Annotated in this window: 23 protein-coding genes, 1 tRNA gene and 1 pseudogene; 17 read left to right on the top strand and 8 right to left on the bottom strand. The window is 53.5% G+C overall.

Annotated features, from left to right (window positions below):
* Window positions 1-133: 133 nt before the first annotated feature.
* Window positions 134-1,354: an L-methionine/branched-chain amino acid transporter gene (yjeH, locus tag ECL_RS02570; RefSeq protein WP_044158944.1), complete on the top strand. Its 1,221-nt coding sequence runs from the start codon at window positions 134-136 to the stop codon at window positions 1,352-1,354.
* A gap of 37 nt (window positions 1,355-1,391) precedes the next feature.
* On the opposite strand, the gene ECL_RS02565 is transcribed toward yjeH, so the two are convergent.
* Window positions 1,392-1,856, bottom strand: coding sequence for an FxsA family protein (locus ECL_RS02565; protein ID WP_013095258.1), 465 nt, complete (start codon window positions 1,854-1,856; stop codon window positions 1,392-1,394).
* Window positions 1,857-2,191: 335 nt separating this feature from the next.
* Between ECL_RS02565 and aspA the strand changes: the two genes are divergently transcribed.
* The 6 genes from aspA to ECL_RS02535 all read left to right on the top strand — a co-directional run bounded on the left by aspA (window position 2,192) and on the right by ECL_RS02535 (window position 7,978).
* Window positions 2,192-3,628 carry an aspartate ammonia-lyase gene (gene aspA / locus ECL_RS02560; RefSeq protein ID WP_003855923.1) on the top strand — a complete coding sequence of 479 codons (1,437 nt, stop codon included), beginning with the start codon at window positions 2,192-2,194 and terminating at the stop codon, window positions 3,626-3,628.
* 116 nt (window positions 3,629-3,744) lie between these two features.
* Window positions 3,745-5,046, top strand: a complete 1,302-nt coding sequence (locus ECL_RS02555) for an anaerobic C4-dicarboxylate transporter (RefSeq protein WP_013095257.1) — start codon at window positions 3,745-3,747, stop codon at window positions 5,044-5,046.
* Between the two features lie 113 nt (window positions 5,047-5,159).
* Window positions 5,160-5,483, top strand: a complete 324-nt coding sequence (gene cutA / locus ECL_RS02550; protein WP_013095256.1) for a divalent cation tolerance protein CutA — start codon at window positions 5,160-5,162, stop codon at window positions 5,481-5,483.
* Window positions 5,459-7,159 (top strand): protein-disulfide reductase DsbD, encoded by a 1,701-nt coding sequence (locus ECL_RS02545; protein ID WP_013095255.1) that lies wholly within the window; start codon window positions 5,459-5,461, stop codon window positions 7,157-7,159. Before cutA ends, ECL_RS02545 begins: the two co-directional genes overlap by 25 nt.
* A gap of 48 nt (window positions 7,160-7,207) precedes the next feature.
* Window positions 7,208-7,783, top strand: coding sequence for a transcriptional regulator (locus ECL_RS02540; RefSeq protein ID WP_013095254.1), 576 nt, complete (start codon window positions 7,208-7,210; stop codon window positions 7,781-7,783).
* A 119-nt stretch (window positions 7,784-7,902) separates the two neighbouring features.
* Window positions 7,903-7,978: transfer RNA gene (locus tag ECL_RS02535), tRNA-Phe, on the top strand.
* Between the two features lie 283 nt (window positions 7,979-8,261).
* Here the strand turns inward: ECL_RS02535 and ECL_RS02530 are convergent.
* Both ECL_RS02530 and ECL_RS02525 read right to left on the bottom strand, forming a co-directional pair.
* A complete protein-coding gene (locus tag ECL_RS02530) occupies window positions 8,262-9,227 on the bottom strand; it encodes a tyrosine-type recombinase/integrase (RefSeq protein ID WP_013095253.1) in 966 nt (321 codons plus the stop codon).
* Window positions 9,228-9,261: 34 nt separating this feature from the next.
* A complete protein-coding gene (locus ECL_RS02525; RefSeq protein WP_086538577.1) occupies window positions 9,262-10,842 on the bottom strand; it encodes a TraI domain-containing protein in 1,581 nt (526 codons plus the stop codon).
* Between the two features lie 204 nt (window positions 10,843-11,046).
* On the opposite strand from ECL_RS02525, the gene ECL_RS02520 reads away from it, so the two are divergent.
* The 10 genes and pseudogenes from ECL_RS02520 to ECL_RS02470 all read left to right on the top strand — a co-directional run bounded on the left by ECL_RS02520 (window position 11,047) and on the right by ECL_RS02470 (window position 20,257).
* A complete protein-coding gene (locus ECL_RS02520) occupies window positions 11,047-11,607 on the top strand; it encodes a hypothetical protein (RefSeq protein ID WP_013095250.1) in 561 nt (186 codons plus the stop codon).
* 174 nt (window positions 11,608-11,781) lie between these two features.
* Complete coding sequence (locus ECL_RS02515; RefSeq protein WP_013095249.1) at window positions 11,782-12,771, top strand: hypothetical protein; 990 nt, start codon at window positions 11,782-11,784, stop codon at window positions 12,769-12,771.
* Between the two features lie 106 nt (window positions 12,772-12,877).
* Complete coding sequence (locus ECL_RS02510; RefSeq protein WP_013095247.1) at window positions 12,878-14,074, top strand: conjugal transfer protein TraF; 1,197 nt, start codon at window positions 12,878-12,880, stop codon at window positions 14,072-14,074.
* A gap of 72 nt (window positions 14,075-14,146) precedes the next feature.
* Window positions 14,147-14,683, top strand: a complete 537-nt coding sequence (locus tag ECL_RS02505; protein ID WP_013095246.1) for a hypothetical protein — start codon at window positions 14,147-14,149, stop codon at window positions 14,681-14,683.
* A 15-nt stretch (window positions 14,684-14,698) separates the two neighbouring features.
* Window positions 14,699-15,352 (top strand): hypothetical protein, encoded by a 654-nt coding sequence (locus tag ECL_RS02500; RefSeq protein WP_013095245.1) that lies wholly within the window; start codon window positions 14,699-14,701, stop codon window positions 15,350-15,352.
* Complete coding sequence (locus ECL_RS02495; RefSeq protein WP_013095244.1) at window positions 15,349-15,828, top strand: macro domain-containing protein; 480 nt, start codon at window positions 15,349-15,351, stop codon at window positions 15,826-15,828. Before ECL_RS02500 ends, ECL_RS02495 begins: the two co-directional genes overlap by 4 nt.
* Window positions 15,829-16,617: 789 nt before the next feature.
* Window positions 16,618-17,787, top strand: a pseudogene (locus tag ECL_RS02485) (IS3-like element ISEc52 family transposase).
* Window positions 17,788-17,817: 30 nt separating this feature from the next.
* Complete coding sequence (locus ECL_RS02480) at window positions 17,818-18,309, top strand: HNH endonuclease (RefSeq protein ID WP_013095242.1); 492 nt, start codon at window positions 17,818-17,820, stop codon at window positions 18,307-18,309.
* Window positions 18,310-18,384: 75 nt separating this feature from the next.
* Window positions 18,385-19,592 (top strand): IS3 family transposase gene (locus ECL_RS02475; protein ID WP_109455549.1). Its coding sequence is split into 2 segments (ribosomal slippage): window positions 18,385-18,706 and window positions 18,706-19,592, totalling 1,209 coding nucleotides; the frame shifts between segments, so codons are not numbered across the junction.
* A gap of 251 nt (window positions 19,593-19,843) precedes the next feature.
* On the top strand, window positions 19,844-20,257 hold the full coding sequence (locus ECL_RS02470; RefSeq protein WP_054442362.1) for a hypothetical protein: 414 nt from the start codon (window positions 19,844-19,846) through the stop codon (window positions 20,255-20,257).
* Window positions 20,258-20,304: 47 nt separating this feature from the next.
* On the opposite strand, the gene ECL_RS02465 is transcribed toward ECL_RS02470, so the two are convergent.
* The 5 genes from ECL_RS02465 to ECL_RS02445 form a co-directional block, all read right to left on the bottom strand.
* Window positions 20,305-20,991 (bottom strand): N-6 DNA methylase, encoded by a 687-nt coding sequence (locus tag ECL_RS02465; protein ID WP_013095238.1) that lies wholly within the window; start codon window positions 20,989-20,991, stop codon window positions 20,305-20,307.
* A 126-nt stretch (window positions 20,992-21,117) separates the two neighbouring features.
* Window positions 21,118-22,068 carry a DUF1281 domain-containing protein gene (locus ECL_RS02460; RefSeq protein WP_013095237.1) on the bottom strand — a complete coding sequence of 317 codons (951 nt, stop codon included), beginning with the start codon at window positions 22,066-22,068 and terminating at the stop codon, window positions 21,118-21,120.
* A gap of 96 nt (window positions 22,069-22,164) precedes the next feature.
* Window positions 22,165-23,148 carry an ArdC family protein gene (locus ECL_RS02455; protein ID WP_013095236.1) on the bottom strand — a complete coding sequence of 328 codons (984 nt, stop codon included), beginning with the start codon at window positions 23,146-23,148 and terminating at the stop codon, window positions 22,165-22,167.
* Window positions 23,149-23,220: 72 nt separating this feature from the next.
* Window positions 23,221-23,832 (bottom strand): hypothetical protein, encoded by a 612-nt coding sequence (locus ECL_RS02450; RefSeq protein ID WP_013095235.1) that lies wholly within the window; start codon window positions 23,830-23,832, stop codon window positions 23,221-23,223.
* A gap of 109 nt (window positions 23,833-23,941) precedes the next feature.
* The gene (locus tag ECL_RS02445) at window positions 23,942-24,379 is read right to left on the bottom strand and encodes a hypothetical protein (RefSeq protein WP_099725666.1); all 438 of its coding nucleotides are present in this window, start codon (window positions 24,377-24,379) and stop codon (window positions 23,942-23,944) included.
* Window positions 24,380-24,444 lie beyond the last annotated feature (65 nt).

The raw sequence follows: 24,444 nt of genomic DNA, 5'->3' as shown, positions 1-24,444 counted from the left end.
CGGGCCGCACACGGTTTTCCGGCTAGTGCCCTGAGAGATGGGGATAGCTTTTTACCCCTTCAAGGGGGAGTCGAAAAAAAATTTGCGAAAGTGTTACCATCGGCTCTCTTTGAATGGTGGCGGGACGATGTCAATGAGTGGACTCAAGCAGGAGTTGGGGCTGGCGCAGGGGGTAGGCCTGCTCTCAACCTCCTTGTTAGGAACAGGGGTGTTTGCGGTGCCCGCACTGGCGGCGCTGGTTGCCGGAAATAACAGCCTGTGGGCGTGGCCGGTGCTGATTGTGCTGGTGTTCCCGGTTGCGATCGTGTTCGCCATTCTGGGAAGGCATTTTCCCAGCGCGGGCGGCGTGGCGCACTTTGTCGGCATGGCGTTTGGCCCACGACTGGAGCGCGTCACCGGCTGGCTGTTCCTTTCCGTCATTCCGGTTGGTCTGCCTGCGGCGCTACATATCGCAACCGGCTTTGGGCAAGCGCTCTTCGGCTGGCATGACGAAGCACTGCTGCTGGCTGAGCTGGGTACGCTGGCTATCGTCTGGTGGGTGGGCTCACGCGGGGCCAGTTCCAGCGCTAACCTGCAGACGATCGTCGCGGTGCTGATTGTCGCGCTCATCACCGCTATCTGGTGGGCGGGTGATATTCGCGTCGAGGAGATCCCCTTCCCGGCCATCACCGATATCAATCATGCGCAGCTCTTCGCTGCGCTGTCAGTCATGTTCTGGTGTTTTGTCGGTCTGGAAGCGTTCGCCCATCTGGCGTCGGAGTTTAAGCATCCCGAGCGCGATTTTCCGCGAGCCCTGATGATTGGCCTGTTGGTCGCAGGCACGGTTTACTGGGCCTGTACTGTGCTGGTGCTGCACTTCGACGCCTTTGGCGCAGATAAAGCAGCCGCCGCTTCGCTGCCGGGTATCGTGGTACAGCTGTTTGGCGTAAAAGCGCTGTGGGTGGCCTGTGTGATTGGCTATCTGGCCTGTTTTGCCAGCCTCAATATTTACATCCAGAGCTTTGCGCGGCTGGTGTGGTCTCAGGCGCGCAATAAACCGCAGAGCCGTCTTGCGCAGTTGTCTAAGCGTCAGCTGCCGTTGAATGCGCTGAATCTCGTGCTGGGAAGTTGCGTTGTGAGCACGTTGTGTATTTACGCGCTTAAGATCAATCTGGATGCACTGATCATTTATGCCAACGGCATATTTATTATGATCTACCTGCTGTGCATGCTGGCGGGTTGTCGTCTGTTGAAGGGTCGCTATAAAGCACTGGCCGTTGTCGGGGGAGTGCTTTGCCTGCTGTTGCTGATGATGGTGGGATGGAAGAGTATGTACGCCGTCGTCATGCTGGCAGGGCTGTGGGTGGCGCTGTAGTAGCGCCCGGTAAGCGAAGCGTCACCGGGCAAAGACATTACCGATCGTCTTTATGATCCAAACGGTCGTGTTGGTCATCCTTACGCTGGTATTCCCCTTCAAACGTATCACCCGGGCCGGTGCTGAACCCGCCACCCGGCATCCGGCTAAAGCGCAGATGCGGCAGCAGCTTCATAGTCAGGTGTTTTTGCACCGGCGGCAACAGCAGCAGCAGACCGAGGAAGTCGGTGAAGAAGCCCGGCAGGATCAGCAGCAGACCGGCAATAATCAGCGATACGCTTTTGATCATCTCGGCCGCCGGGCTCTCGCCTGCGGCCATCTTCTGCTGCATTAACAGGAAATTTTTGAAACCCTGATTACGCACCAGCGACATGCCGATGACGGAGGTGAAAATCACCAGAATCAGCGTCAGCAGGACGCCCAGCACATGGGCGACCTGGATAAAAATCGAAATCTCAATGTAAACATAGAGAAAGAAAGCAATAAACGGTATCCAGCGCACTGGCATCTCCTGTGTGGCAGGTGCCTTTTGGCCCCTGTCTGAATGTGTTCGCGACACGCGTCTGTAAGAGATGAGGACGGTTAGCTAAAATTCAATCGGTTTGCACGGATATTTTTTTTGGAAATATTAAAGCGGTGACCCATTTCACAGATTAATAATTATCATGGAATCGGGTCGATAATAAGTGATCCAGCTTACGGCAATTCGCTATCATCAGCATATGATCTCGAGCAATTGGCCGATTGAGGGAATAATCGTCGGTCAGAAAATATTCAAAACCACATAAATACTGTGTGTTTAGTACAATCCATCGGCAGCTTGAAAAGAAGGTTCACATGTTAAACAACATTCGTATCGAAGAAGACTTGTTGGGTACCAGGGAAGTTCCAGCGGATGCCTACTACGGTGTCCACACTCTGAGAGCGATTGAAAACTTCTACATCAGCAACAGCAAAATCAGCGACATTCCTGAGTTTGTCCGTGGCATGGTGATGGTGAAGAAAGCGGCAGCGCTGGCAAACAAAGAGCTGCAAACCATTCCTAAAAGCGCGGCAAATGCGATTATCGCGGCCTGCGATGAAGTGCTGAACAACGGCAAATGCATGGACCAGTTCCCGGTTGACGTCTATCAGGGCGGCGCGGGCACCTCCGTCAACATGAACACCAACGAAGTACTGGCAAATATCGGCCTGGAGCTGATGGGCCACCAGAAAGGTGAATACCAGTACCTGAACCCGAACGATCACGTCAACAAATGTCAGTCCACTAACGACGCCTACCCAACCGGCTTCCGCATCGCGGTTTATGCCTCCGTTGTGAAACTGGTCGACGCCATCAACCAGCTGGGCGACGGTTTCCAGCGCAAAGCGGTTGAGTTCCAGGACATTCTGAAAATGGGGCGAACCCAGCTGCAGGACGCGGTACCAATGACCCTCGGTCAGGAATTCCACGCGTTTAACGTGCTGCTGAATGAAGAAACCAAAAACCTGCTGCGCACTTCCGAGCTGCTGCTGGAAGTGAACCTGGGTGCCACCGCCATCGGTACGCGTCTGAACACCCCGGATGGCTATCAGCAGCTGGCGGTTCAGAAACTGGCTGAAGTCTCTAACCTGCCGGTCGTACCTGCAGAAGATCTGATTGAAGCCACCTCCGACTGCGGCGCCTACGTCATGGTACACAGCGCCCTGAAACGTCTGGCGGTGAAACTGTCCAAAATCTGTAATGACCTGCGCCTGCTCTCTTCCGGCCCACGCGCTGGCCTGAACGAAATCAACCTGCCAGAACTGCAGGCCGGTTCGTCCATCATGCCAGCGAAAGTGAACCCGGTAGTGCCAGAAGTGGTGAACCAGGTTTGCTTCAAGGTTATTGGTAACGATACGACCGTAACCATGGCCTCTGAAGCCGGTCAGCTGCAGCTGAACGTCATGGAGCCCGTGATTGGCCAGGCGATGTTCGAATCTATCCATATCCTGACTAACGCCTGCTATAACCTGCTGGAAAAATGCATCAACGGCATTACCGCGAATAAAGAAGTCTGCGAAGGTTACGTGTACAACTCCATCGGGATCGTCACCTACCTTAACCCGTTCATCGGCCACCATAACGGCGACATCGTCGGTAAGATTTGCGCCGAAACCGGTAAGAGCGTGCGTGAAGTCGTACTGGAGCGCGGACTGTTGACCGAAGCCGAGCTGGACGATATCTTCTCCGCCCAGAACCTGATGCACCCGGCATATAAAGCGAAACGATACACCGATGAAAGCGAACAGTAACCGTTCAGGCTAAGCTTCCGAAAGGCACGTCACTTGTGACGTGCCTTTTTTCTTTTTAGGCGTTACCAAAATACAACAATTCAATATCAACTTGTTAATAAGCAAGGCAGGTCCTTATGTTTGGAGCAGAACTCGTCATCGTCCTGTTGGCGATTTATTTGGGAGCAAGACTCGGGGGTATCGGCATCGGTTTTGCCGGCGGTCTCGGGGTGCTCGTTCTTACCCTTATCTTTCAGATTAAACCCGGCGCAATCCCGTTTGACGTTATCGAAATCATCATGGCAGTTATTGCCGCTATCGCCGCCATGCAGGTGGCTGGCGGTATGGACTACCTGGTGAGTCTGGCGGAGCGTATGCTGCGCCGTCATCCTAAATACATTACCTTCCTTGCCCCGCTGGTGACCTGGTTCATGACCATTCTCGCCGGTACCGGTCACACTGCCTTTTCCACGCTGCCGGTGATTACCGAAGTGGCGAAAGAACAGGGTATCCGTCCATCTCGCCCGCTCTCTATTGCGGTGGTGGCCTCCCAGATTGCGATTACCGCCTCGCCTATCTCCGCGGCAGTGGTGTTCTTCGCCGGTATCCTGGAACCCATGGGTGTGAGCTATCTGACGCTGCTGGCGATCTGTATTCCGGTAACGTTGATTGCAGTCATGATCACCGCCGTGCTGTGTAACTTCCTCGGCGCTGAACTGAAAGACGATCCGGTTTATCAGGAACGTCTGGCCAAGGGCGAAGTGAGCTTGCGCGGTAGCCAGGTCTTCAAACTGAAGCCGCATGCGAAACGCTCCGTGGTGCTGTTCCTGATCGGTATCGTGGCGGTGATGTTCTACGCGACGGCCATCAGTGACACAGTAGGCCTCATCCAGAACCCGGTTCTGCCGCGTAACGAAGCGATTGTGGTATTCATGCTGACCATCGCAACCCTGATCAGCATCACCTGTAAAATCGATACCAGCGAAGTGCTGAATGCCAGCACCTTTAAATCCGGTATGAGCGCCTGCGTGTGCGTGCTGGGTGTGGCATGGCTCGGTGATACCTTCGTAAAAGCGCACATCAGCGATATCCAGACCGTTGCGGGTGACCTGCTGCACAACTACCCATGGCTGCTGGCGGTGGTACTGTTCTTTGCCGCTACCCTGCTTTATTCTCAGGCTGCCACGACCAAGGCGCTGATGCCTGCGGCTCTGATGCTGGGCGTAACGCCACTGACGGCCATTGCCTCGTTTGCTGCCGTTTCTGCCCTGTTCGTTCTGCCCACTTATCCAACCCTGCTGGCGGCGGTTGAAATGGATGACACCGGTTCAACCCGCATCGGTAAGTATGTGTTTAACCATGCGTTCCTGATCCCGGGTGTGGTCGCGATTACGCTGTGCGTGATCCTCGGCTTTATCATCGGCGGCGTCGTGCTGTAAACCGTTTCGGGTTGTAAAAATAGTTAAAATCGGGCCGCTCTGCGGCCCGTTTCATTAATGACCAATCGCCTTGCGTGATATAGTGACCACTTTCGTGATGAGGAGGTCGACTTGTGAACACGCCTGATGCTGTTGTCGTATTGTGTACCGCCCCTGATGAAGCTTCCGCCCAGGATCTCGCCGCCAAAGTATTGGCCGAAAAACTGGCTGCCTGTGTAACCCTCCTCCCCGGAGCGACCTCCCTCTATTACTGGGAAGGCAAACTGGAGCAGGAGTATGAAGTCCAGATGTTGCTCAAAACCAACCCGGCAAACCAGCAGGCGCTTCTTGACTGCCTCAAATCTCATCATCCTTACCAAACTCCGGAACTGCTGGTATTGCCAGTGCTCCACGGTGATAACGATTATCTCTCATGGCTCAACGTTTCCTTACGCTGATCCTGCTGCTGTGCAGCACGTCAGTCTTTGCCGGGTTGTTTGACGCGCCCGGCCGTTCGAACTTTATTCCTGCCGATCAGGCATTTGTTTTCGATTTCCAGCAAAACCAGCATGACCTCAACCTCACCTGGCAGGTGAAAGAGGGCTATTACCTGTATCGTAAGCAGGTCAGTATCACACCCGCTCAGGCAAGCGTGGGCGCGCTGCAACTGCCTGCGGGCGAATGGCACGAGGATGAGTTTTACGGCAAAAGCGAGATTTATCGCCAGCACTTAAGCGTGCCCGTAACGGTGCAACAGGCAGACAAAGGCGCTACGCTCACCGTCACTTACCAGGGCTGTGCCGATGCAGGCTTCTGCTATCCCCCAGAAACGAGGATCGTTCCGCTTAGTGAAGTTAAAGCATCTGCCGCCAACGTTGCTCCTCTTCCTGCAGAGGTCAAGCGTGAAGGTGAGCCTGCGTCAGACCTCCCTTTCTCCGCGCTCTGGGCCTTGCTGATTGGTATCGGCATCGCCTTCACGCCATGCGTACTGCCGATGTACCCGTTGATCTCCGGGATAGTGCTGGGCGGAAAACAGCGTCTTAGCACCGCCCGCGCGCTACTGCTTGCCTTTATTTACGTGCAGGGAATGGCGTTAACCTATACGGCACTCGGCCTCGTGGTTGCGGCGGCTGGCTTGCAGTTCCAGGCAGCTCTTCAGCACCCTTATGTCCTTATCGGCCTGTCGGTGATGTTTATCCTGCTGGCCTTGTCGATGTTTGGCCTGTTCACCCTGCAACTGCCGTCTTCCCTGCAAACCCGCTTAACGCTGCTCAGCAACCGCCAACAGGGGGGTTCAGCAGGTGGCGTGTTTGCGATGGGAGCTATCGCCGGGCTGATTTGCTCCCCCTGCACCACTGCTCCGCTTAGCGCGATTCTGCTCTATATCGCCCAGAGCGGTAATATGTGGCTTGGCGGCGGTACGTTGTACCTTTACGCGCTTGGGATGGGTCTACCGCTGATCCTGGTCACGGTATTTGGCAACCGCCTGCTGCCGAAGAGCGGGCCGTGGATGGAGACGGTGAAAACCGCGTTTGGCTTTGTCATTCTGGCGCTGCCGGTCTTCCTGCTGGAGCGTATTGTCGGTGACGTCTGGGGGATGCGCCTGTGGGCGATGCTCGGCGTAGCGTTCTTCTCCTGGGCGTTTATCGTCAGTCTGGGGGCAAAAAGCGCGTGGATGCGTCTGGTACAAATCGTCCTGCTCGCCGCTGCGCTGGTGAGCGTGCGTCCACTTCAGGATTGGGCATTTGGCACGCCAGTGGCTCAGAACCAGGCGCATCTGAATTTCATCCAGATCAAGAACGTGGATGATCTTAACCAGGCTCTGGCCCAGGCGCGCGGCAAACCGGTGATGCTCGATCTCTACGCAGACTGGTGCGTTGCCTGCAAAGAGTTTGAAAAGTACACCTTTAGCGACCCGCAGGTGCAAGGTGCGCTAAACGGGACCGTTCTGCTTCAGGCAAACGTGACCGCCAACAATGCGCAGGATAAAGCCCTGCTGAAGCAACTTAACGTGCTCGGGCTGCCGACCATTCTGTTCTTCAATCAACAGGGTGAAGAACAGCCAGGGCAGCGTGTAACCGGGTTTATGGACGCGGCGGCTTTCAGCGCGCATTTGCGCGATCGCCAACCGTAAACAACACTTTAAACGGGACAACCGTTGGGAATAACGGAGGAGAGAACCGTGCAACGCGAAGACGTACTGGGACAAGCCCTGCAATTACTTGAGATTCAAGGGATCGCCAGCACCACGCTTGAGATGGTAGCCGACCGTATCGATTACCCTCTGGATGAGCTTACGCGCTTCTGGCCCGATAAAGAGGCGCTGCTTTATGATGCCCTGCGCTACCTCAGCCAGCAGGTTGATATCTGGCGCAGGCAGCTGATGTTGAATGAAGAACTGACCGCCGAACAGAAGCTGCTGGCGCGCTATACCGCGCTGACGGAATGTGTAAGTAACAACCGCTACCCGGGTTGTCTGTTTATCGCCGCCTGCACGTACTACCCCGATCCAGGCCATCCGATCCACCAGCTGGCGGATCAGCAAAAACGGGCGGCGCACGACTTCACCCACGAACTGCTGACAACGCTTGAAGTGGATGATCCGGCAATGGTGGCAAAGCAAATGGAGCTGGTGCTGGAAGGCTGCCTGAGCCGTATGCTGGTAAACCGTAGCCAGGCCGATGTGGATACCGCTCACCGCCTGGCAGAGGACATCCTGCGCTTTGCCCAGTGCCGCATGGGCGGCGCGTTGACGTAAGCGTAATTTGACCTGTTTGCTTCAGAAGTCAGCGCATTGCCGCAAACTTAAGCAGTTGAACAGCTTTTCCAGAAATAGTGTTGACGATCGGGCGGGATTGCGGTTTAATGCGCTCCGTTGCCCGGATAGCTCAGTCGGTAGAGCAGGGGATTGAAAATCCCCGTGTCCTTGGTTCGATTCCGAGTCCGGGCACCACTTCTTCAGAGCCTGTCCGTTAAGAGATGAGATCCTTAACGGGCAAGACAAAGTCCCGGCCCCATCATCGTGCAGGATGAGGCAAAGTCGTTCTGCACCTGAGGGTTTAGGGATTAAGAATCCGGAGGATGTTGGTCGCATCCTCCGGATTTCTCACATCCCAACAATTTCAGTTACAGGTATTTACCTTCTCAGCGCTGCTCTGTCAACGATCTGTAAAGGAAAACCCGCGATTTTTCCCGTTTAGATATCAAATCCTTATGAATTTGACTTAGGATTACTCCTAAGCTGCATATGCGGCTTCAAGATTTCGCCTCAGGTTATCCATGTTTGCTTCCACATATTCCAGGGTCACCGCTACGCTGGAATGACCGAGCAGCATCTGGACATCATTCAGGCTTCTCTCCGGGCGTTTCATCAGGTCTGTGGCTATCGTATGCCTGAACCGGTGCGGGCTGATATCACACTGACACTCCCTGGACAGTCTTCTGAAGAAGGCCCTCATCGGTAGGTGATCCATGTTTTTAGCCCGAATAATTCTTTTCTTTTTGGGTGTAAACCGGTTGATGTTGAATAACTGCTCCCCTTTTTTGGATCCCTTCTGTACAGACATAAGATACAGTTGCTCAAGACGCGGTCTCAGCCGCGCTGTGATCGGCACGCGATGCTCCCGGTGGTTTTTAGAACCTTCAGCCTGTAATTCAATGATGCCCAGTTTCAGGTCCACATCACAAAGTCGTATATGCAGCAGCTGATTCTGGCGCATACCGGTGAACTTCAGTGTCTCAATGACCGTCATCCAGAACCAGGCGGGTTCAAGGGCATTTGGCCGCGGATCGTGAACGCCCATCTGCTCCAGCTCAATTTTCCTTTCCATGATTAAATCAATTTTCTTCATCTGCTCCCCGGATAGTGTTTTTTTTCGTTTAATATCGGGTTTAACAATCACCTGGTTAAAAGGATTCTCTCTGGCTGAAATAAGTTTATTCGTGATGGCATGATTAAATACTGCCCGCATGTGGGCAACCTTGTTATTCCATGTCCGCTTACTGGACATCTGTTCATTCAGAACATACCGTCTCCATTTCAGAACATCCATTCGCGTCACATTTTCCGGAAGAATATCTTCTCCGTAAAATTCAAGGAAAGTTCTCACCACCTTTCGGTAACTCCATTCTGTTGCACGACGAAGAACTTTATTAAAAAAATAGTCATCGAGAATTTTTTCAAACGTCACAATGTCTGCCATAATGACCTCGTAATATTAACTTAACCTCAGCAAATTATTTCTTCGCTGAAAGCCATATACTGTCCGTGAGACAGCTCCCTTTTTTAAAAATAATGTCAGCGTTAATCATGTAGCCTGACACTTTGGTAAAACGACCGCTTTTATCCGGCGTGTCGTATTGATGGTAATGGAATAACCCCTTACCATTTCGTGAATGGTGTACGTTCAGCGCCTCAAAACTTTTCTGCAGCCTGTCCTTGTCGGTAACACTCCCTTCCGCTGTAGAGGTGTGACGGTAAAAACAGGCCGGTGACACCATGAATACAAACTGCGCCAGAACGTGCAGAATGCTGTCCTTTTCATTGACGCTGAGCGTGCCGTCCTCAACGCTGTCCCTGACCCACTCCAGAAATAACGCGCCGGCCTGCTCTTCCTTGTCCATCCCCTCCTCATGCGAAGGGTGCGTACCGGGCGGAAGCTCCGTGGCCGGAGGGCTATCAGCACTATCTGCAGGTACATTTTCCGTTACCACAGAGCTTTTCCCTTCTGCCATCAGGTCCAGCAATGACAGCAGGTTCTCCGTGGATACCTGCGCCCCACCTTCCTCATCCCTGCTGATATCATTTTCTGCTGAAAGCAGCGGTTCATGTGTTGAAAGTGCTGATTCCAGTACCAGTGCTGAAGGGACAGTATTAACGGACGTTTTCTCTCCGTCCTGACTGAAACTGTAGGTCATATCTCCGGTTTTAATTGGCACTGAAACATCCGGAGAATTATCGTTACTGGACAATGGGATAGAATCAGTCTCATATAATTTAGGGAAGGTATGACCAGTGACAGGCACAACTGTCACAAGGGAGACCGGGTCTGGTGGCTGCCCGGACATAACGGCCGTATCAGAGAGACCGCAGCTGCGCAGCGCATCGTTCACAATACTGTTCAGAATCCCGGCTTCCGCACGACGTCCGGAAAGAAACAGCAGCAGCGTATCAGACAGCACAGGCCAGCGCTGAAGCCACAGCAGAGCGGCCTCAGGCAGGAGCCTGAACGCCACATATACACTGCCCGTCGCCCCCGGAGGTTCACCGGCCGGCCTGACCCGCCACGGTTCTCCGGGCACACTCAGCCCCGGATACCAGACACGTCCGCTTTTCAGCGCCCCCTCCACCTGCATCAGCCAGGGCAGGTGATGGAACAGCCCGGCCCAGTACGCTGCACAGACCCAGCCGGGCATCTGCTCTGCCTGCTCTTCAGGCGTGGCACCCGGTGGCAGCATCATGCCACGTACCAGCCTCACCGCACGTGTGGCTACGTTCAGGCTGAGTTCATTAAACCCTCCCGGTCCGGAGAACGGCCCAGACCAGGCCCCCGGGCAGGCCTGCACCCGTCCCGCCATCTCCTCCAGTGGCCTGAGCCACCAAGCTTCCGTGACCTGCTGCGACAGCGGGCTGTTCTCTGTCAGCACCCGGATAAGGCGACGGTATTCGTCTGCCTGCAGCAGTGATCTGCCCGTCTGAGCAGGGCGCCAGCCATCATCAGCAACAGTCCGGGACGGCGTGGCACCCGCCGGTAGCCTCTCTCCGGGCCGTTTTTCCTGTCTGCTCCTGCCTGTTAACCAGTTAAGTCCACGCACCATCACCTCCGCCGGAATATGCCTGCTGAAAATGACGCTACGCTAAAAGCCCCCCTGATAATTGCAACCGGAAACCCTGAACCGCCCCTGACAGAAATCCTGCTTGTGAAAATATTCAGAAGTGGTTTCAGATTTTCAGGGTGCCGGGACCAGAGGAGGAGTGCTCTCCTGCACGCCTCTGTTAACACCGTTATCGGGAGTCTGTTCATGCAGCAAGCCTGTGTTTTTTCTTTTTTCCTGCTATGGCTGGGTTTGTCCGGCGTGATGGGTCTGGAGATCACCGGCGGCGTTCCCTGCTCCGGTTTTTATCTGGTCTGGGTGCTGCTGTCCGGCCTCCCCTTCCTGCTGCGCCCGCTCGCATGGGCAGAGCGTCGTTTCAGGCCGAAGATGACGCTGATAAGCCAGCACGGAAAGCGGGCATGGGTTCACCTGGCCCCCTGGCAGCCCACCACCGACCTGACGCCGTCGCGTGTCTGTCTGTTCTGGCAGAACGTGAACGCCTCAACCTGTCAGGCACTGGAAACACACCGCACCGTTATCATCTCATCGCACCTGCTGACCGGTATACGTGCCCGCAGGCTACTGGCCCACACCACGGAATATGGACTCACGGTCCGCAGCCGTATTTATCAGATTCCTTTTACTCCCTGGAAAAGAGCACTGATGCAGCTCGAAATCCTTTTCCGGCAGTGGCGCTGGCGCACGGACTTCCGCAGGGACTGGCCCGTGCTGGTCCTCCGGCGAAAATCTTTAAACACGGAAAAATAATTTCCCCTGTCAACAGTCTGCGCGCCGTTTCACACTGGATACATGCATGTATTCGATCTGAACGATCGATTTTATCCGTTATACATCCGCATTTTCGCGGCGTAACGTATTCACACCGGATACATATAAATAAACCGATGAAAATTAGACTGTTAGCCAACACCAGGACTTTTTATGAAGCATCTGAATATGACATCCCTGCTGGCAAGGATCGCCCTTGAACGGGACGACGAATTGCTGCAGCTGACCGCCGCAATGTCCGACGGAAAGAAAACATCCGGTAACCCGATGGCCATCCGTTTCAAACCTGCTGTGGGGGATTTTATCATCCTCATGTCAGGTCGTCTGGGTATCTCGGCTGCGGCTCTCGTGAATATTATGATTGAAGGCGTCATGCGTGAAACCCTCACACCGCATCAGGCCGCCGTTACCCGCATCCCTGAACGTTTCTGGCTGTTGATGGACGAATACAATCTGTCATCTCCGGAGGTGGCCCATCTGCTTGCGGACTGGAACATGAGCCTGGGTGTGCTGGAAAACCGGGAAAGAACGCTCGGTTACATGACCCCGCCCCTGCTGGAAAAATTGTCTGAATGGTTTTATGTCAGTACCGGGTGGCTCTCGGGCAAAATCGTCCCTCCGGTCCGGATTACCGTATTTCCTGACTGGCTCGATGCATCCCGGTTATTAACGTGCAGAATTCAGGAAATCAATCCGGAAGATTTTATCGCCCGGCCGGATCTCTTTTTTATTCGAAAAAAAGAGCAGGATGATATTTTCCTGTTTATTCGCCGGTACACAACCATTAACGACACAAGGTTCCGTGTTGTGGAATGTGCTGGCCGTTGTTCAGTATCCGGTGAGTCAGGGAAACAATTTACTTTATTCCTGGCCCTGTGCGGATTGCTGTTTAAAGCCGAAGTCCTCTCCCTTGTCGATACCTTTATTGATTCAGGGAACATTCTGGATTCAATGATATCCGGGGAAGTACTTCCGCCGGCAGCATTAAGGGAAATACAAAAACCCTTCCACGATTCTCACGGAAAATATACCCAAAGGATCTGGAGCACTGAAGAAAGGGAGCCTTTCCTTAATCCGGATAATTTTATAAATGATGAATGGAGAAAGATAGCGGAAGACATTATTTCAACCCGTTCCATCTGAATTCACTGAATAGCCCGTTTTAACTGGCGCGCCAGCGTCAGGGGATTCTTTTGCCTTAAACACCATAAATGAGAAAAGGAAATAAATGATGAAAGCTTCAGTTTCAATGATTACACGCTGCATTTCTGTTGCCCTGCTGGTTTCTGCGGTGCCGTCAGTCTATGCAGCCACAGGCTGGATGGAAGCACGGGGGGACGCAATGGGGGGCACCGGCGTGGCATCAGCACACTACGGTACCGCGGCGCTGTCCAACCCGGCGCTGTTGACGCATTTTGGACCAACCGATTATTTCAGCCTGGTGCTGCCGTCTGTCGGCGCGCAAGTCTCTGATCCCGATAACACGGTGGACAAAGCGGATGATGTGAAAGACCTGTGGGACCGTTTTGATGCAGCCGCCGACAGCCAGTCCGGTGTCAGCGAAAGCGCAGCGGCACTTAAAAATAAACTGCAGGATCTGAAAGATACTCATGCCAATGGTCAGGTCGGTGCCTCTGTAGTGGCAACCGTGCCAAATCAGACCCTGCCTTTTGCGGTAGTCGTGAAGTCCTGGGGGACAGTGTCTGTTGAGGGTAAAGTCAGTGACCATGACCTGGATTATCTCGATAAGGTGGCTGATGGCGACATCCCTCCATCCGCTGTAGACAAGAATTCCCTGACCTCGAAAGCTTATGGCCGTGCAGCCGTTATCACCGATGTCGGGGTAGCAATGGCACATGAGTTTGAAACTGCCGGTCAGAGATGGTCCCTGGGCATCACCCCGAAATATCAGCGTATTGACCTGTTTAACTACAATGTCTCCGTTCGCGATTTCGATAAGAGCGATATCCATTCCGGCGATTACCGCAACACAAAAACGGGTTTTAACGCTGACCTGGGACTGGCAACGGATCTGACTGACAACTGGACTCTGGGTCTGGCAGTCCTGAACGTCATTCCCCGTTCCGTTGAGACCAAACCGGTAAATGGCTCGACCGGGACATTCAAAGTTAAGCCGCAGGCTACGGCCGGAGCTGCATGGCACAGCGGTTTTATCACAACGGCGCTCGATGTCGACCTGACTGAAGCCAGCCGTTTCGATACCGACAAAAAGCGTCAGTTTGCAAGCGCTGGCGTCGAGCTGAATGCGTGGAGCTGGATGCAGGTTCGTGCAGGTTACCGCCAGAACATCATTTCGAACGATGGCTCCGCCTTCACGGCCGGGCTCGGTTTCTCGCCTTTTGATGTGGTCCATCTGGACATCACGGGCATTGCCGGCACCGATCGTACCTACGGTGCAGTCGCCCAGATGCAGTTCACCTTCTGATTCAACAAGACCGGGGCAACAGAGGATAAGCCCCGGGATTTCACTTCCTGAAGACGTCAAAAGGGTAATACCATGATAAAAATGTTCTCCGTTGTCTCTCTGACGACTCTTTTATTAACGCTGACCGGCTGTAGCGGCAGTTCCCCCTTAAACGACCTCAGCCTCAGCAGGCTGACATCGCTTATCAACCCTGTGAGTCAGCAGCAGACACAAAACAGTGCTGAACCGAACCAACGTAATTACGTCGGCCAGTTTTATGGCCCTATACCGATTCCAGCTGAAACTGTAGCCATGCGTCTGAAACAGCATTACGGGTTTGTATCGGACATTGATGTCGCTGCTGCACATAACAGCGGTCAGGGAAATGCAGGCTGGTCAGCATCGGCGATCTCAGAAGGCACCAGTTGGGAGGCGCAGCCGGGCAACTACTATCGCATGAGCCGGAACTGGGCCGAAAATGACCGCCTGACGCTCGATGTTCGGGGGAACAGTAAAGAGAGCTTTATTACAGCAACCTATATATCTTCCAATCCGGAGCATCTTAAAAAAACCTGGACATCACGTTTGTGGAAGCAGATCCCGGATGTCGCTAGCGGCTCTCTCAAATAAATAAGAGGTCACATCATGGTTCAGTTACAGACACAACTCAATGCCATCCACGAACGGATTGCAGAAGCGCAGAATATTGTGGCACGCCGGGAGCGCTCCGTTAAACGTGCGGAACGCAATCTTGAAATTGCAGAGGATAACCTTGCTCAGCTGCAAAATGAACGTGACGAACTGCTGATTGCGTCATGGGGAGATATACCGAACTGGCAGGTTATTTTTGACCTCGTTAATCCCTCACCGGCAATGTATGAATACAAAGAAAAATGGGTCAGGGAAAAAGGCCTTCACGCGGGCGGGATGTATAATTGCCATACTAATCAGGGCGCCTTCTCTGTTGGTTTTACCACAACATCAGAACACGAACTGTATCAAAATATCCGCATGGTTGAATTCGTTATGCAATATTTGCGGACCGACCACAATAACGAAAAAACAATGATTGTCTATAACGTCCCGACTGACAATTGTTGCCACAACTTCGTTTTTAATACAGGAACGGGAAAATACGGAATTACCACTGACAGCTATATGAGTCGCAGCAACATTACTGAATTCTCAACAGCAGAAGAAGCGCTGCGCTATCTGCAAAGCATTTCCGATACCGATATCGTCCCTGAGCCGGAAAGTCTTCCCGGTGCAGTAATATATCCTGACGGAGATGAAGAATGACACTTACCGTCCTGCCAGGTGATCTCTTCGAACAGGAAGCTGATTGTCTGATCAATGCCTGGAATATGAATTTTATACCCTGGTGGCTGCTCTGGCCTAAGGGGGTCTCCGGCAGACTGAAACAGCTGGCAGGGCCGGAGCCGTTCCGACAACTCGCCCGAACAGGTGTGATGCGCCCGGGAACGGTCTGCCTGACTGATGGCGGTAAACTTAAAACACCCATCATTCATGCAGCCGCACTGAATATGTTCTGGTGCAGCTCGGAATCAATCGTCCATTGCTGCACAGATGCGGCCCTGAACCTCGCCGCCGTGAAGGGATTTCACTCTGTTGCTTTTCCTTTACTGGGAAGCGGTATCGGTGGACTTACTCCATCACTCAGCCTGGAGGCGATGACCCGTGCGATTGAAATCAACCCGTACAGCAAAACTCTCGATATCAAAATCATAACCTACAGAAAAGGCGATGCAGTATGAATAACGACATGTTGACACTGGCGGCGAAGAAATACCTTTCAACATTCGCAGATCACCGAAACAATCCCACAAATTATGAAGCGCTGACTGCATGGGATAATGCCACCAGTGAGTTTATGGCATTAGTGAATAACGACGAATTAAACATCATCGCATCGCTGCTTGCAGGGCGCGAAGCTGACAAAACCGATAATTCTCAACTGCGCCAACGCATCGCCGATCTAGAAGCCCGCCCGGTTGCGCCGTTCGACTTCAAAGAGACCACTGACGCAGACTACTGCCGGGAGTGGGCATGGCGTGCAATCAAGAAAGACCTCCCTACTGAACACTGGAAAACCGGGGAGAACGGGACATTCTATGCATTTTACCTGATGGGATGGCATGCACGTTTACAGTACAACGAACAACGTCGCTCTGAGTATTCTCAAATCGCAGACACCATTCTGAAAACTCGCACGGTGAGCATTAATACGGAGCCGTGGCGATCATTCGTTTCTGACGATGATATTACAGCGCTGAACCGCTTTGCTGAGTGCTGTGATGACCCGGAATCAGGTGGCCATGACCTTGAGAAAGAACAGGTGAAACGGCTTGAAAAAATCGGGTTATTACGACGTTCGGGGCGCATCAGCTTCACCACGGATTTCGGCGATTTCGTACTGTCTGCCGCTGGCATCAATCTCAATCTGGAAATGGGGGAACAGGTATGCCCAGGGTTGAAGTGGTTTACTGAATTTGGCCACCTGAACAGAGGTGATATGCTCACCTCAGAACAACACAGGTGTCATAATGAAAAAAAGAAATTTCAGCGCAGAGTTTAAAACGCGAATCCGCTCAACTGGTCGTTGACCAGAACTACACCGTGGCAGATGCAGCCAGCGCTATGGATGTCGGCCTTTCCACAATGACGCGATGGGTGAAACAATTACGTGATGAACGGCAGGGCAAAACACCAAAAGCCTCCCCCATTACCCCGGAACAAATTGAAATCCGTGAGCTCAGGAAAAAGCTACAACGTATTGAAATGGAAAATGAAATATTAAAAAAGGCTACCGCGCTCTTGATGTCAGACTCCCTGAACAGTTCTCGATAATCGGGAAACTCAGGGCGCGTTATCCTGTGGCCACTCTCTGCCATGTGTTCGGGGTTCATCGCAGCAGCTACAAATACTGGAAAAACCGTCCTGAAAAGCCAGACGGCAGACGGGCTGTATTACGCAGTCAGGTACTTGAACTGCATGGCATCAGCCACGGCTCTGCCGGAGCAAGAAGCATCGCCACAATGGCAACCCAGAGAGGTTACCAGATGGGGCGCTGGCTTGCTGGCAGACTCATGAAAGAGCTGGGGCTGGTCAGTTGCCAGCAGCCGACTCACCGGTATAAGCGTGGCGGTCATGAGCACGTTGCTATCCCGAATCATCTTGAGCGACAGTTCGCCGTAACGGAACCAAATCAGGTGTGGTGCGGTGATGTGACCTATATCTGGACGGGTAAGCGCTGGGCGTACCTCGCCGTTGTTCTCGACCTGTTCGCAAGAAAACCAGTGGGCTGGGCCATGTCGTTCTCGCCGGACAGCAGGCTCACCATGAAAGCACTGGAAATGGCATGGGAAACCCGTGGTAAGCCCGTCGGGGTGATGTTCCACAGCGATCAAGGCAGCCATTATACGAGCAGGCAGTTCCGGCAGTTACTGTGGCGATACCGGATCAGGCAGAGTATGAGTCGGCGTGGAAACTGCTGGGATAACAGCCCAATGGAGCGCTTCTTCAGGAGTCTGAAGAACGAATGGGTGCCGGCGACGGGCTATGTAAGCTTCAGCGATGCAGCTCACGCAATAACGGACTATATCGTTGGATATTACAGCGCACTAAGACCGCACGAATATAATGGTGGGTTACCGCCAAACGAATCAGAAAACCGATACTGGAAAAACTCTAACGCGGTGGCCAGTTTTTGTTGACCACTTCAGGTTAAAAATCGTGAAGGCATGATGATTGAACTGCCTGATTTGCCGAAGCACCTGCCTAAAGCGGAAGTTCCGGACGGTCGTTTCTCCAGGCCAAAGAACAAAATCACAAAAGCGCAGCGGGCAGAGCTGCGCATGAAGTTCGGCGGGCGCTGTGCGTATTGTGGCTGCTTTCTCCCTGAAAAAGGCTGGCATGCAGATCACGTTGAACCTGTGCGCCGCGATTTTGAATATGTGCTGGCACCAGTTGGAAGCGGAGTAACGCATGTTGCCAGAAACACTGGTAAAGTCTTGCATCCAGATCTGCACACAATAGAAAACCTGTTTCCCGCCTGCGCACCGTGCAACCTGTTCAAGGGGGCATTTAGCGTTGAAGGAATGAGAAAAGAAATCAGCCAGCAGGTAGAGCGCGCCCGAACATATAGCGTCAATTTCCGCACCGCAGAGCGCTTTGGCCTGGTAGAGATCGTCGATAAGCCGGTGGTGTTCTGGTTTGAACATGATGTAGCCCCCTGAAACTCCAGACAGTAGCTGTATCTCCAGATAAGAGATAGGCTTGAATATATGTCTAACACTAACGCCAATTTTGAGATGACCGGGATCCTGTTAGGGCAAGAAGTCCGTAAACGTAAAACTCCTCAGGAGAAGATCGCCATTATCCAGCAGACGATGGAGCCGGGCATGAATGTCTCCCATGTCGCCCGCCTGCATGGCATCCAGCCCAGCCTGCTGTTTAAGTGGAAGAAGCAATATCAGGAAGGCAGCCTCACCGCCGTTGCGGCCGGGGAAGAAGTTGTTCCAGCTTCTGAGCTTACTGCTGCTCTGAAGCAGGTCCGGGAGCTTCAGCGCCTGCTGGGCAAGAAGACGATGGAAGTTGAGATCCTGAAAGAAGCCGTGGAGTACGCTCAGTCGCGAAAATGGATAGCGCACGCGCCCTTGTTGCCAAAGGACGGGGAATAGCCCTGGTCAGCCGCACCATGGGCGTGTCGCGTGCGCAGCTGTCACTGCGAATTAACCGTTCTGCCGACTGGCAGGACAGGCGCTGTAACCGGCGTGATGACGAAGCAGACGCTGAAATACTGTCAGAGATCCTCGATATCATCAGCGATATGCCCAGTTACGGCTATCGCCGTGTGTGGGGCATCCTGCGTACGCAACGTCGTACAGAGGGACTGCCCCCCGTGAACGCCAAACGGCTTTACCGGCTTATGAGCGAGCATAATCTGCTGTTACTGCATGACAAACCAGAGCGGTCGAAGCGTGAACATAAGGGCAAAATCGCGGTGGCAGAAAGCGATATGCGCTGGTGTTCAGATGGCTTCGAGTTCGGCTGCGACAACGGTGAGAAGCTGCGGGTCACGTTCGCGCTGGACTGCTGCGACAGAGAAGCCATAGACTGGGCAGCGAGCACAGGAGGCTACGACAGTTCGACGGTGCAGGATGTGATGCTGAGGTCGGTGGAAAAGCGCTTCGGCGACGGGCTGCCGACCACACCGGTTCAATGGCTGACGGATAACGGTTCAGCATATACCGCGCATGAAACGCGGAGGTTCGCCAGAGAGCTGAATCTGGAGCCGTGTACAACAGCGGTGAGCAGCCCGCAGAGCAATGGCATGGCCGAACGGTTCGTGAAGACGATGAAGGAAGACTATATCGCGTTCATGCCAAAACCAGATGTGAGAACAGCCCTGCGAAACCTTGCAGCAGCGTTCACACATTACAATGAAAACCACCCGCACAGCGCGCTGGGATATCACTCCCCGAGGGAATATCGGCGGCAGCGGACATCGTTAACTTAAGATACAAAAGCTGTCCGGAGATGGCGGGTCAAGATCAGAACACTATCAACAGCAGGAGGCGAAAATACAGGTATGAAGTATTACCACCACCTTATTTATACCTTCAGGCTGACCAGACTTCTGCTGAGAAGAGAAATCCCGCTGCGAATATTTATTTTTGCTTTACAGACAAAACCAGGAGCCGTCGCCGGTAAGCATGGTTCTTATATTGTAGACCCGTTCTACGATGACCTGGGTTAAAAGGCTACAGAATGAAAATTAACATCAGATTTTCAAGATTATTTTTACTTGCGATCCCATTAGCCATATATGGCACGGAGTTACTATTTTGGTATGTCATGATGAAAAGAAATATATTCCCGCCGGAATACATAAGCTGGCGGGTTACTATCCTGTTAACATTTGTATGGATATCTGGGTTTGCGCTCTATTTGTGTGAGAATGCTGAAAAATGGCCTGTACTTCTTATGAAGCTATTCAGTCCCGTTGCTGGCTATATTTTAGTGGCATGTGTAGCAACTCTGGATGCATTCGTAATGTGGGATACGAAACCATTCACCGACAATTACGTTGACTTTTTTCGTCTTGGTTTTCTTGGCAGCTATATTATCCCATTAATCCTCGTTTTTTTATCCGGAATCTTCGATAACTTTTCAGATATGTGAAAAGAAAAGGCCACAATGATTCGTGGCCTTTTGTTCAGTATGAGCTTTCATGCAACGGCTGCATTCATTCTCGTCTGCAGCAGGAAACTCCAGTTCCCCATGTAATGCGCGGGCGTGTGAAGTATTCGCCGGCGCTCATCGTTTAGTGAGTTGCCGATCACCACCTCCCCCGGCACACCAGACAGCGAAAGCTGGATATACGCCATACCGGCCGCCAGCGGATCGATATCCTGAGCAGAGACCCACAGATACCGGTGAGGAGAATAGCCAGCCTCACGCAGAACAAAGGCAAATGCCAGAGCCATACAGCCGGCGCCGCAGGCAGGTTCGGAAAGCGTGATAAACGGCTTGTCCCTAAAATTATCTTCGACGTTACCGAGCTGCATTCTGGCCATCATCAGACCGATATTCCACGGCGTGAAAAACTGACCACGGTATTTATCACCCAGTTCAAGCTGCATAAAAACGCGGCCAAGAAAATCGCCGGGCGTCTCATCCAGCCCGTTGGTCACATGGGCCAGTAGCTGCGCCATACGGGAGATGTCCGTTTTTTCGTAACGGCCGACAATACGCATGTACTTTTCTTCCCGTTTGTCACAGAACTGAAGGCTGTTCTGCAGTGCGATCACACTGCAGCTGACAAAGTCTTCAAATACCTGATGCCGGTGATGGTACCGTGCAGTCTGGCTGAAGAGTGAGAGAAAGGCTTTTTCGTGGTTGATGACGCTTTTCATATGTGCTCCCTTCCGGAAAGAGAACACGCGCCCGGAGGGAAACGGTGTTCCCTTCAGGGTGAAAAACGGCCACAGCTTTCGCTGTGACCGGTCAGAGGAGCCGGATAAACCGACGTTAAGTGAATGTTATGCGCGGATGCTGCCGTAGTGCGCTGCGGTGGTTGCAGGAACCGCAGCCGTTTCGGGTGTCACCAGATACATGCGTGCACCGTCGCCGGATGCTGACTGCCGCAGCGCTTCTGCCTGGTACGGACCACTGTCAACGTGGTCCCCCCGATCAAAGCAGTTGAACCCTGACGTGCCGGCATCCGGTGAAATCCAGTAGTGCCGGATTTCACAGTCAAACATCTGCGACATTATCCCCATAACCTCACCTGACGGCGGATACCAGGGAGATGCAAAGCTCAGCGTCAGTGACCCCACGTCATCCCTGCTCCAGCTGGCCTGATGGCCCGCCGGAAACTCCATGCCAAAGAGCTGCATATAGAGTTCGGACGTTATACAGAGCCCGGTGAAAAGACCACCTTCGCCGTTGAGCTCGGAGGCCAGACGTGACGGCATCACCATCAGCATGTCACAGGGGCAGGTCGTCTCCGGCATGATGCTCAGCGACTCCCAGCGCTCCTGCGGATCAAACTGACCACCGGCACCGGCAACGCCGAACCAGTCGGCATAGTGCACGGCCATCAGCTGCGCCATTATCTGCCGCGCTGCAAAGGGAATGGCTTCCCATTTCAGTGCATCGATGCCGGACTGCAGCCAGATTTTCTCCATACGGGAGAGCGTCTTGCTGTCAAGCCACGCATTCTGCTCCAGCAGCTCGATAAAATGCTGGAAGGCCTGGTTGGGTGAGGTCTGCGCGCCTGTACCGGATGCGGTCAGCATAGGATACGGTGCGTAATCCACCGCCCTGACGGGCTTCAGTATGCCGGCACAGCCGGCGAGGAACAGCTTTATCGCCTGCCGGATGGCATGCCGGTAAAGCGGTTTTTCCGTGCCGGCAATCCAGGGCTGCATCACATCGAGACAGACTGATTTACCGGTGATCTCCAGACGGTTTTGGCACCATGAGAACATTGTGAAACTCCTCTTGTCGGTTAAAACGAAAAGAGGGCATCTCCCTGAGGAAGATGCCCCCAGGGGGATGATGGCGGCCGCAGCCGCCGGGTCAGTTTATGCCGCCTGTTCCGTGTTCCGGTTCAGGGGGGCAAGTAAATATTCCGACGCTTCCCGGGCAAACCGGCAGGCACGGAAAATCGCTCTTTTGTCTTCACGAAGGGCTTTCAGCCAGCCGGCCAGATAGCTTTCGTGCTGCACGTCGCCGGTAATGCCGAGCTCCACACAGAGAAAGGCACTTCCGGTTTCCGCTATCAGCTCTTCGAAGGCGTAAACCGGATCACCGAACTTACGCGATGATGAGGTAATACCTTCCCGGTTCAGGCGGCTGCTGTGGCCGGTGGCATGTACCAGTTCGTGCAACAGCGTGGACCAGTAATCCGCTTCCGTCCGGAACTGCGATGCCGTCGGCATCACAATGCGGTCGGCACCCGGACGGTAAAATGCGCGGTCCTGCCGGCGATGGTCACAGCCGACGCCGGTTGTGCTGAGTATCTGCTGCACCTGCTGCAGTTGAGCTGCACTGAGTTCAGAGGGCGGCTCTGCCTCCACCGTGTTGGGCTGTTCACCCTGTACGGATTCGGGAAGGCCGTCGCACTGGGCAACATTGAACAACTGCAACTGCTTCAGCATGGCCAGTTGCTCCATGACCGGTTCACCGTCGCGATACAACAGGTTATCGCTGCTGTCGCGGGCCTGTTTCTCAAACGGTTTGTAGATGATGGCCAGCGCGCTGGTCTCATTCTTCCTGACATAACCGCCGACGGCTTTCGCCTGCCGGAAAGTCAGCCAGCGGTCGGACGTGTACCCGTGTTCTTCAGCGGCCATCCACAGCAGTGGTACATTAATGCCACTGTAGGCGCGGCCGGTGACGGCATTGACCGGCAGACTGCCTCCATGCACGTTCTGAGCCGAACGCCAGGGGCGCCGCCAGGGCGGTACGCCGTTTTCGAGCGCCAGAATGATTTTGTCAGTGACCTGCTGATACAGGTCGGGGGTCTGTACTGCCGCCGGTTTACGCCGGCCGGTGGTTATCTTCATGGGATGCTGCCTCTGAGTGCGGGGCGCATCCCTGCCCGGTGGCGGACGATGCGCCACCGGTGCGTGGAAAAATCAGTAATAACGTAAGGAGCCGTCGGACATCACCGAACGGATACGGTCACGTACGCTCTCGACCGCCCGGTCAAACCTCTCCCGGTCGGCGGGTTTCGCCCGTTTCGAGTCCAGGCGTATCACCTGATCCAGCACATGCAATGCCTGCGAACGCCAGCTGAGACGTTCAGCATCACCCACACAGGCATGGAAGTGGCGTAAGGACTGCTCATAAAGCCACTGTATCCGGTAGCGATATTCGCCCACCGGCACATATACCTTCATGGGTGGTCTCGTTCCCTTGTGAAGTGTCAGCGCGTTATTCAGCTTACTGATAACAGGCTTCATGAGCAGGTCGTGATGGTCGTTCAGCACGGCATCAAACATGCTCTGTGCCATAAATGTCTGAAAAGAAAACTCATGTTCGGGTATGAGCGTGTCGACAAGTGTGAACCAGTCTGCATCTTTTAACGGATTGCAGCCTGCAGCCCAGGCTTTCAGCCACTCCCCCGGACGTCTGTCATCCGGTACACGAAGATAAATGCCCAGTTTCTTTTCAAGTATCAGCGGGCGCTGCATACCCAGATTCTGTGTAAACAGCGGACGTAGTTCATCAGAAGTAAAGCGGATCATATTTCCTCCGGGGAAAGGAGGAGGAAACTTCCCCGGGAGGGAAGGTCCCTCCGGAAAGTGTTTGTTTAACTGAGAAAGCTTCTCTCGGGAGCCGCTTTCGCTTCAGAAATCAGGCTATATAGTCTGCACTCGCACAGAATACAGCCCGTTGTTCCTCACTGGCTTCATCGTCAGAGCGCATCTCATCAAAGTGCATCTGCCCCTCACTAAACCCAAAATTCCAGGCCCGGGGGGCAATCTGTTCTCCGAGAAGGATCAGCCCGGCAATGTACTTTTCGAATAAACCGTCAGTAAATGCCCCGGTCATACAGGCGTACCCAATAAGCCGGGCAATCGAAACAAGCCGGAATGTGCGTACCGGAACGCCGTAGCTGCCCGTCAGGTCAGGGATAGCGCAGCGCCGGAATGCACGTATTGCCAGGAGTTCACCCTCTAATTCCGCAACATAAGCGATGAAACGGGAAAGCGAGCGTTGCCCCTGCCACAGTTCATGCATTCCCTGAGGTGCGTAAGATCTGTCAAAAGCGATGTCATTAAATACGGTCATGTTGAATACCTCAGAATAAAATGAAGCCATGCCCGCCAGTACCTCCCGCAGGGAAGATCCCTGGG

It is taken from the genome of Enterobacter cloacae subsp. cloacae ATCC 13047, from assembly GCF_000025565.1.
Taxonomy (GTDB): Bacteria; Pseudomonadota; Gammaproteobacteria; order Enterobacterales; family Enterobacteriaceae; genus Enterobacter; species Enterobacter cloacae.
The sequence above is the reverse complement of the archived record's forward strand: the minus strand, read 5'-3'. Positions and strand labels throughout refer to the sequence as shown.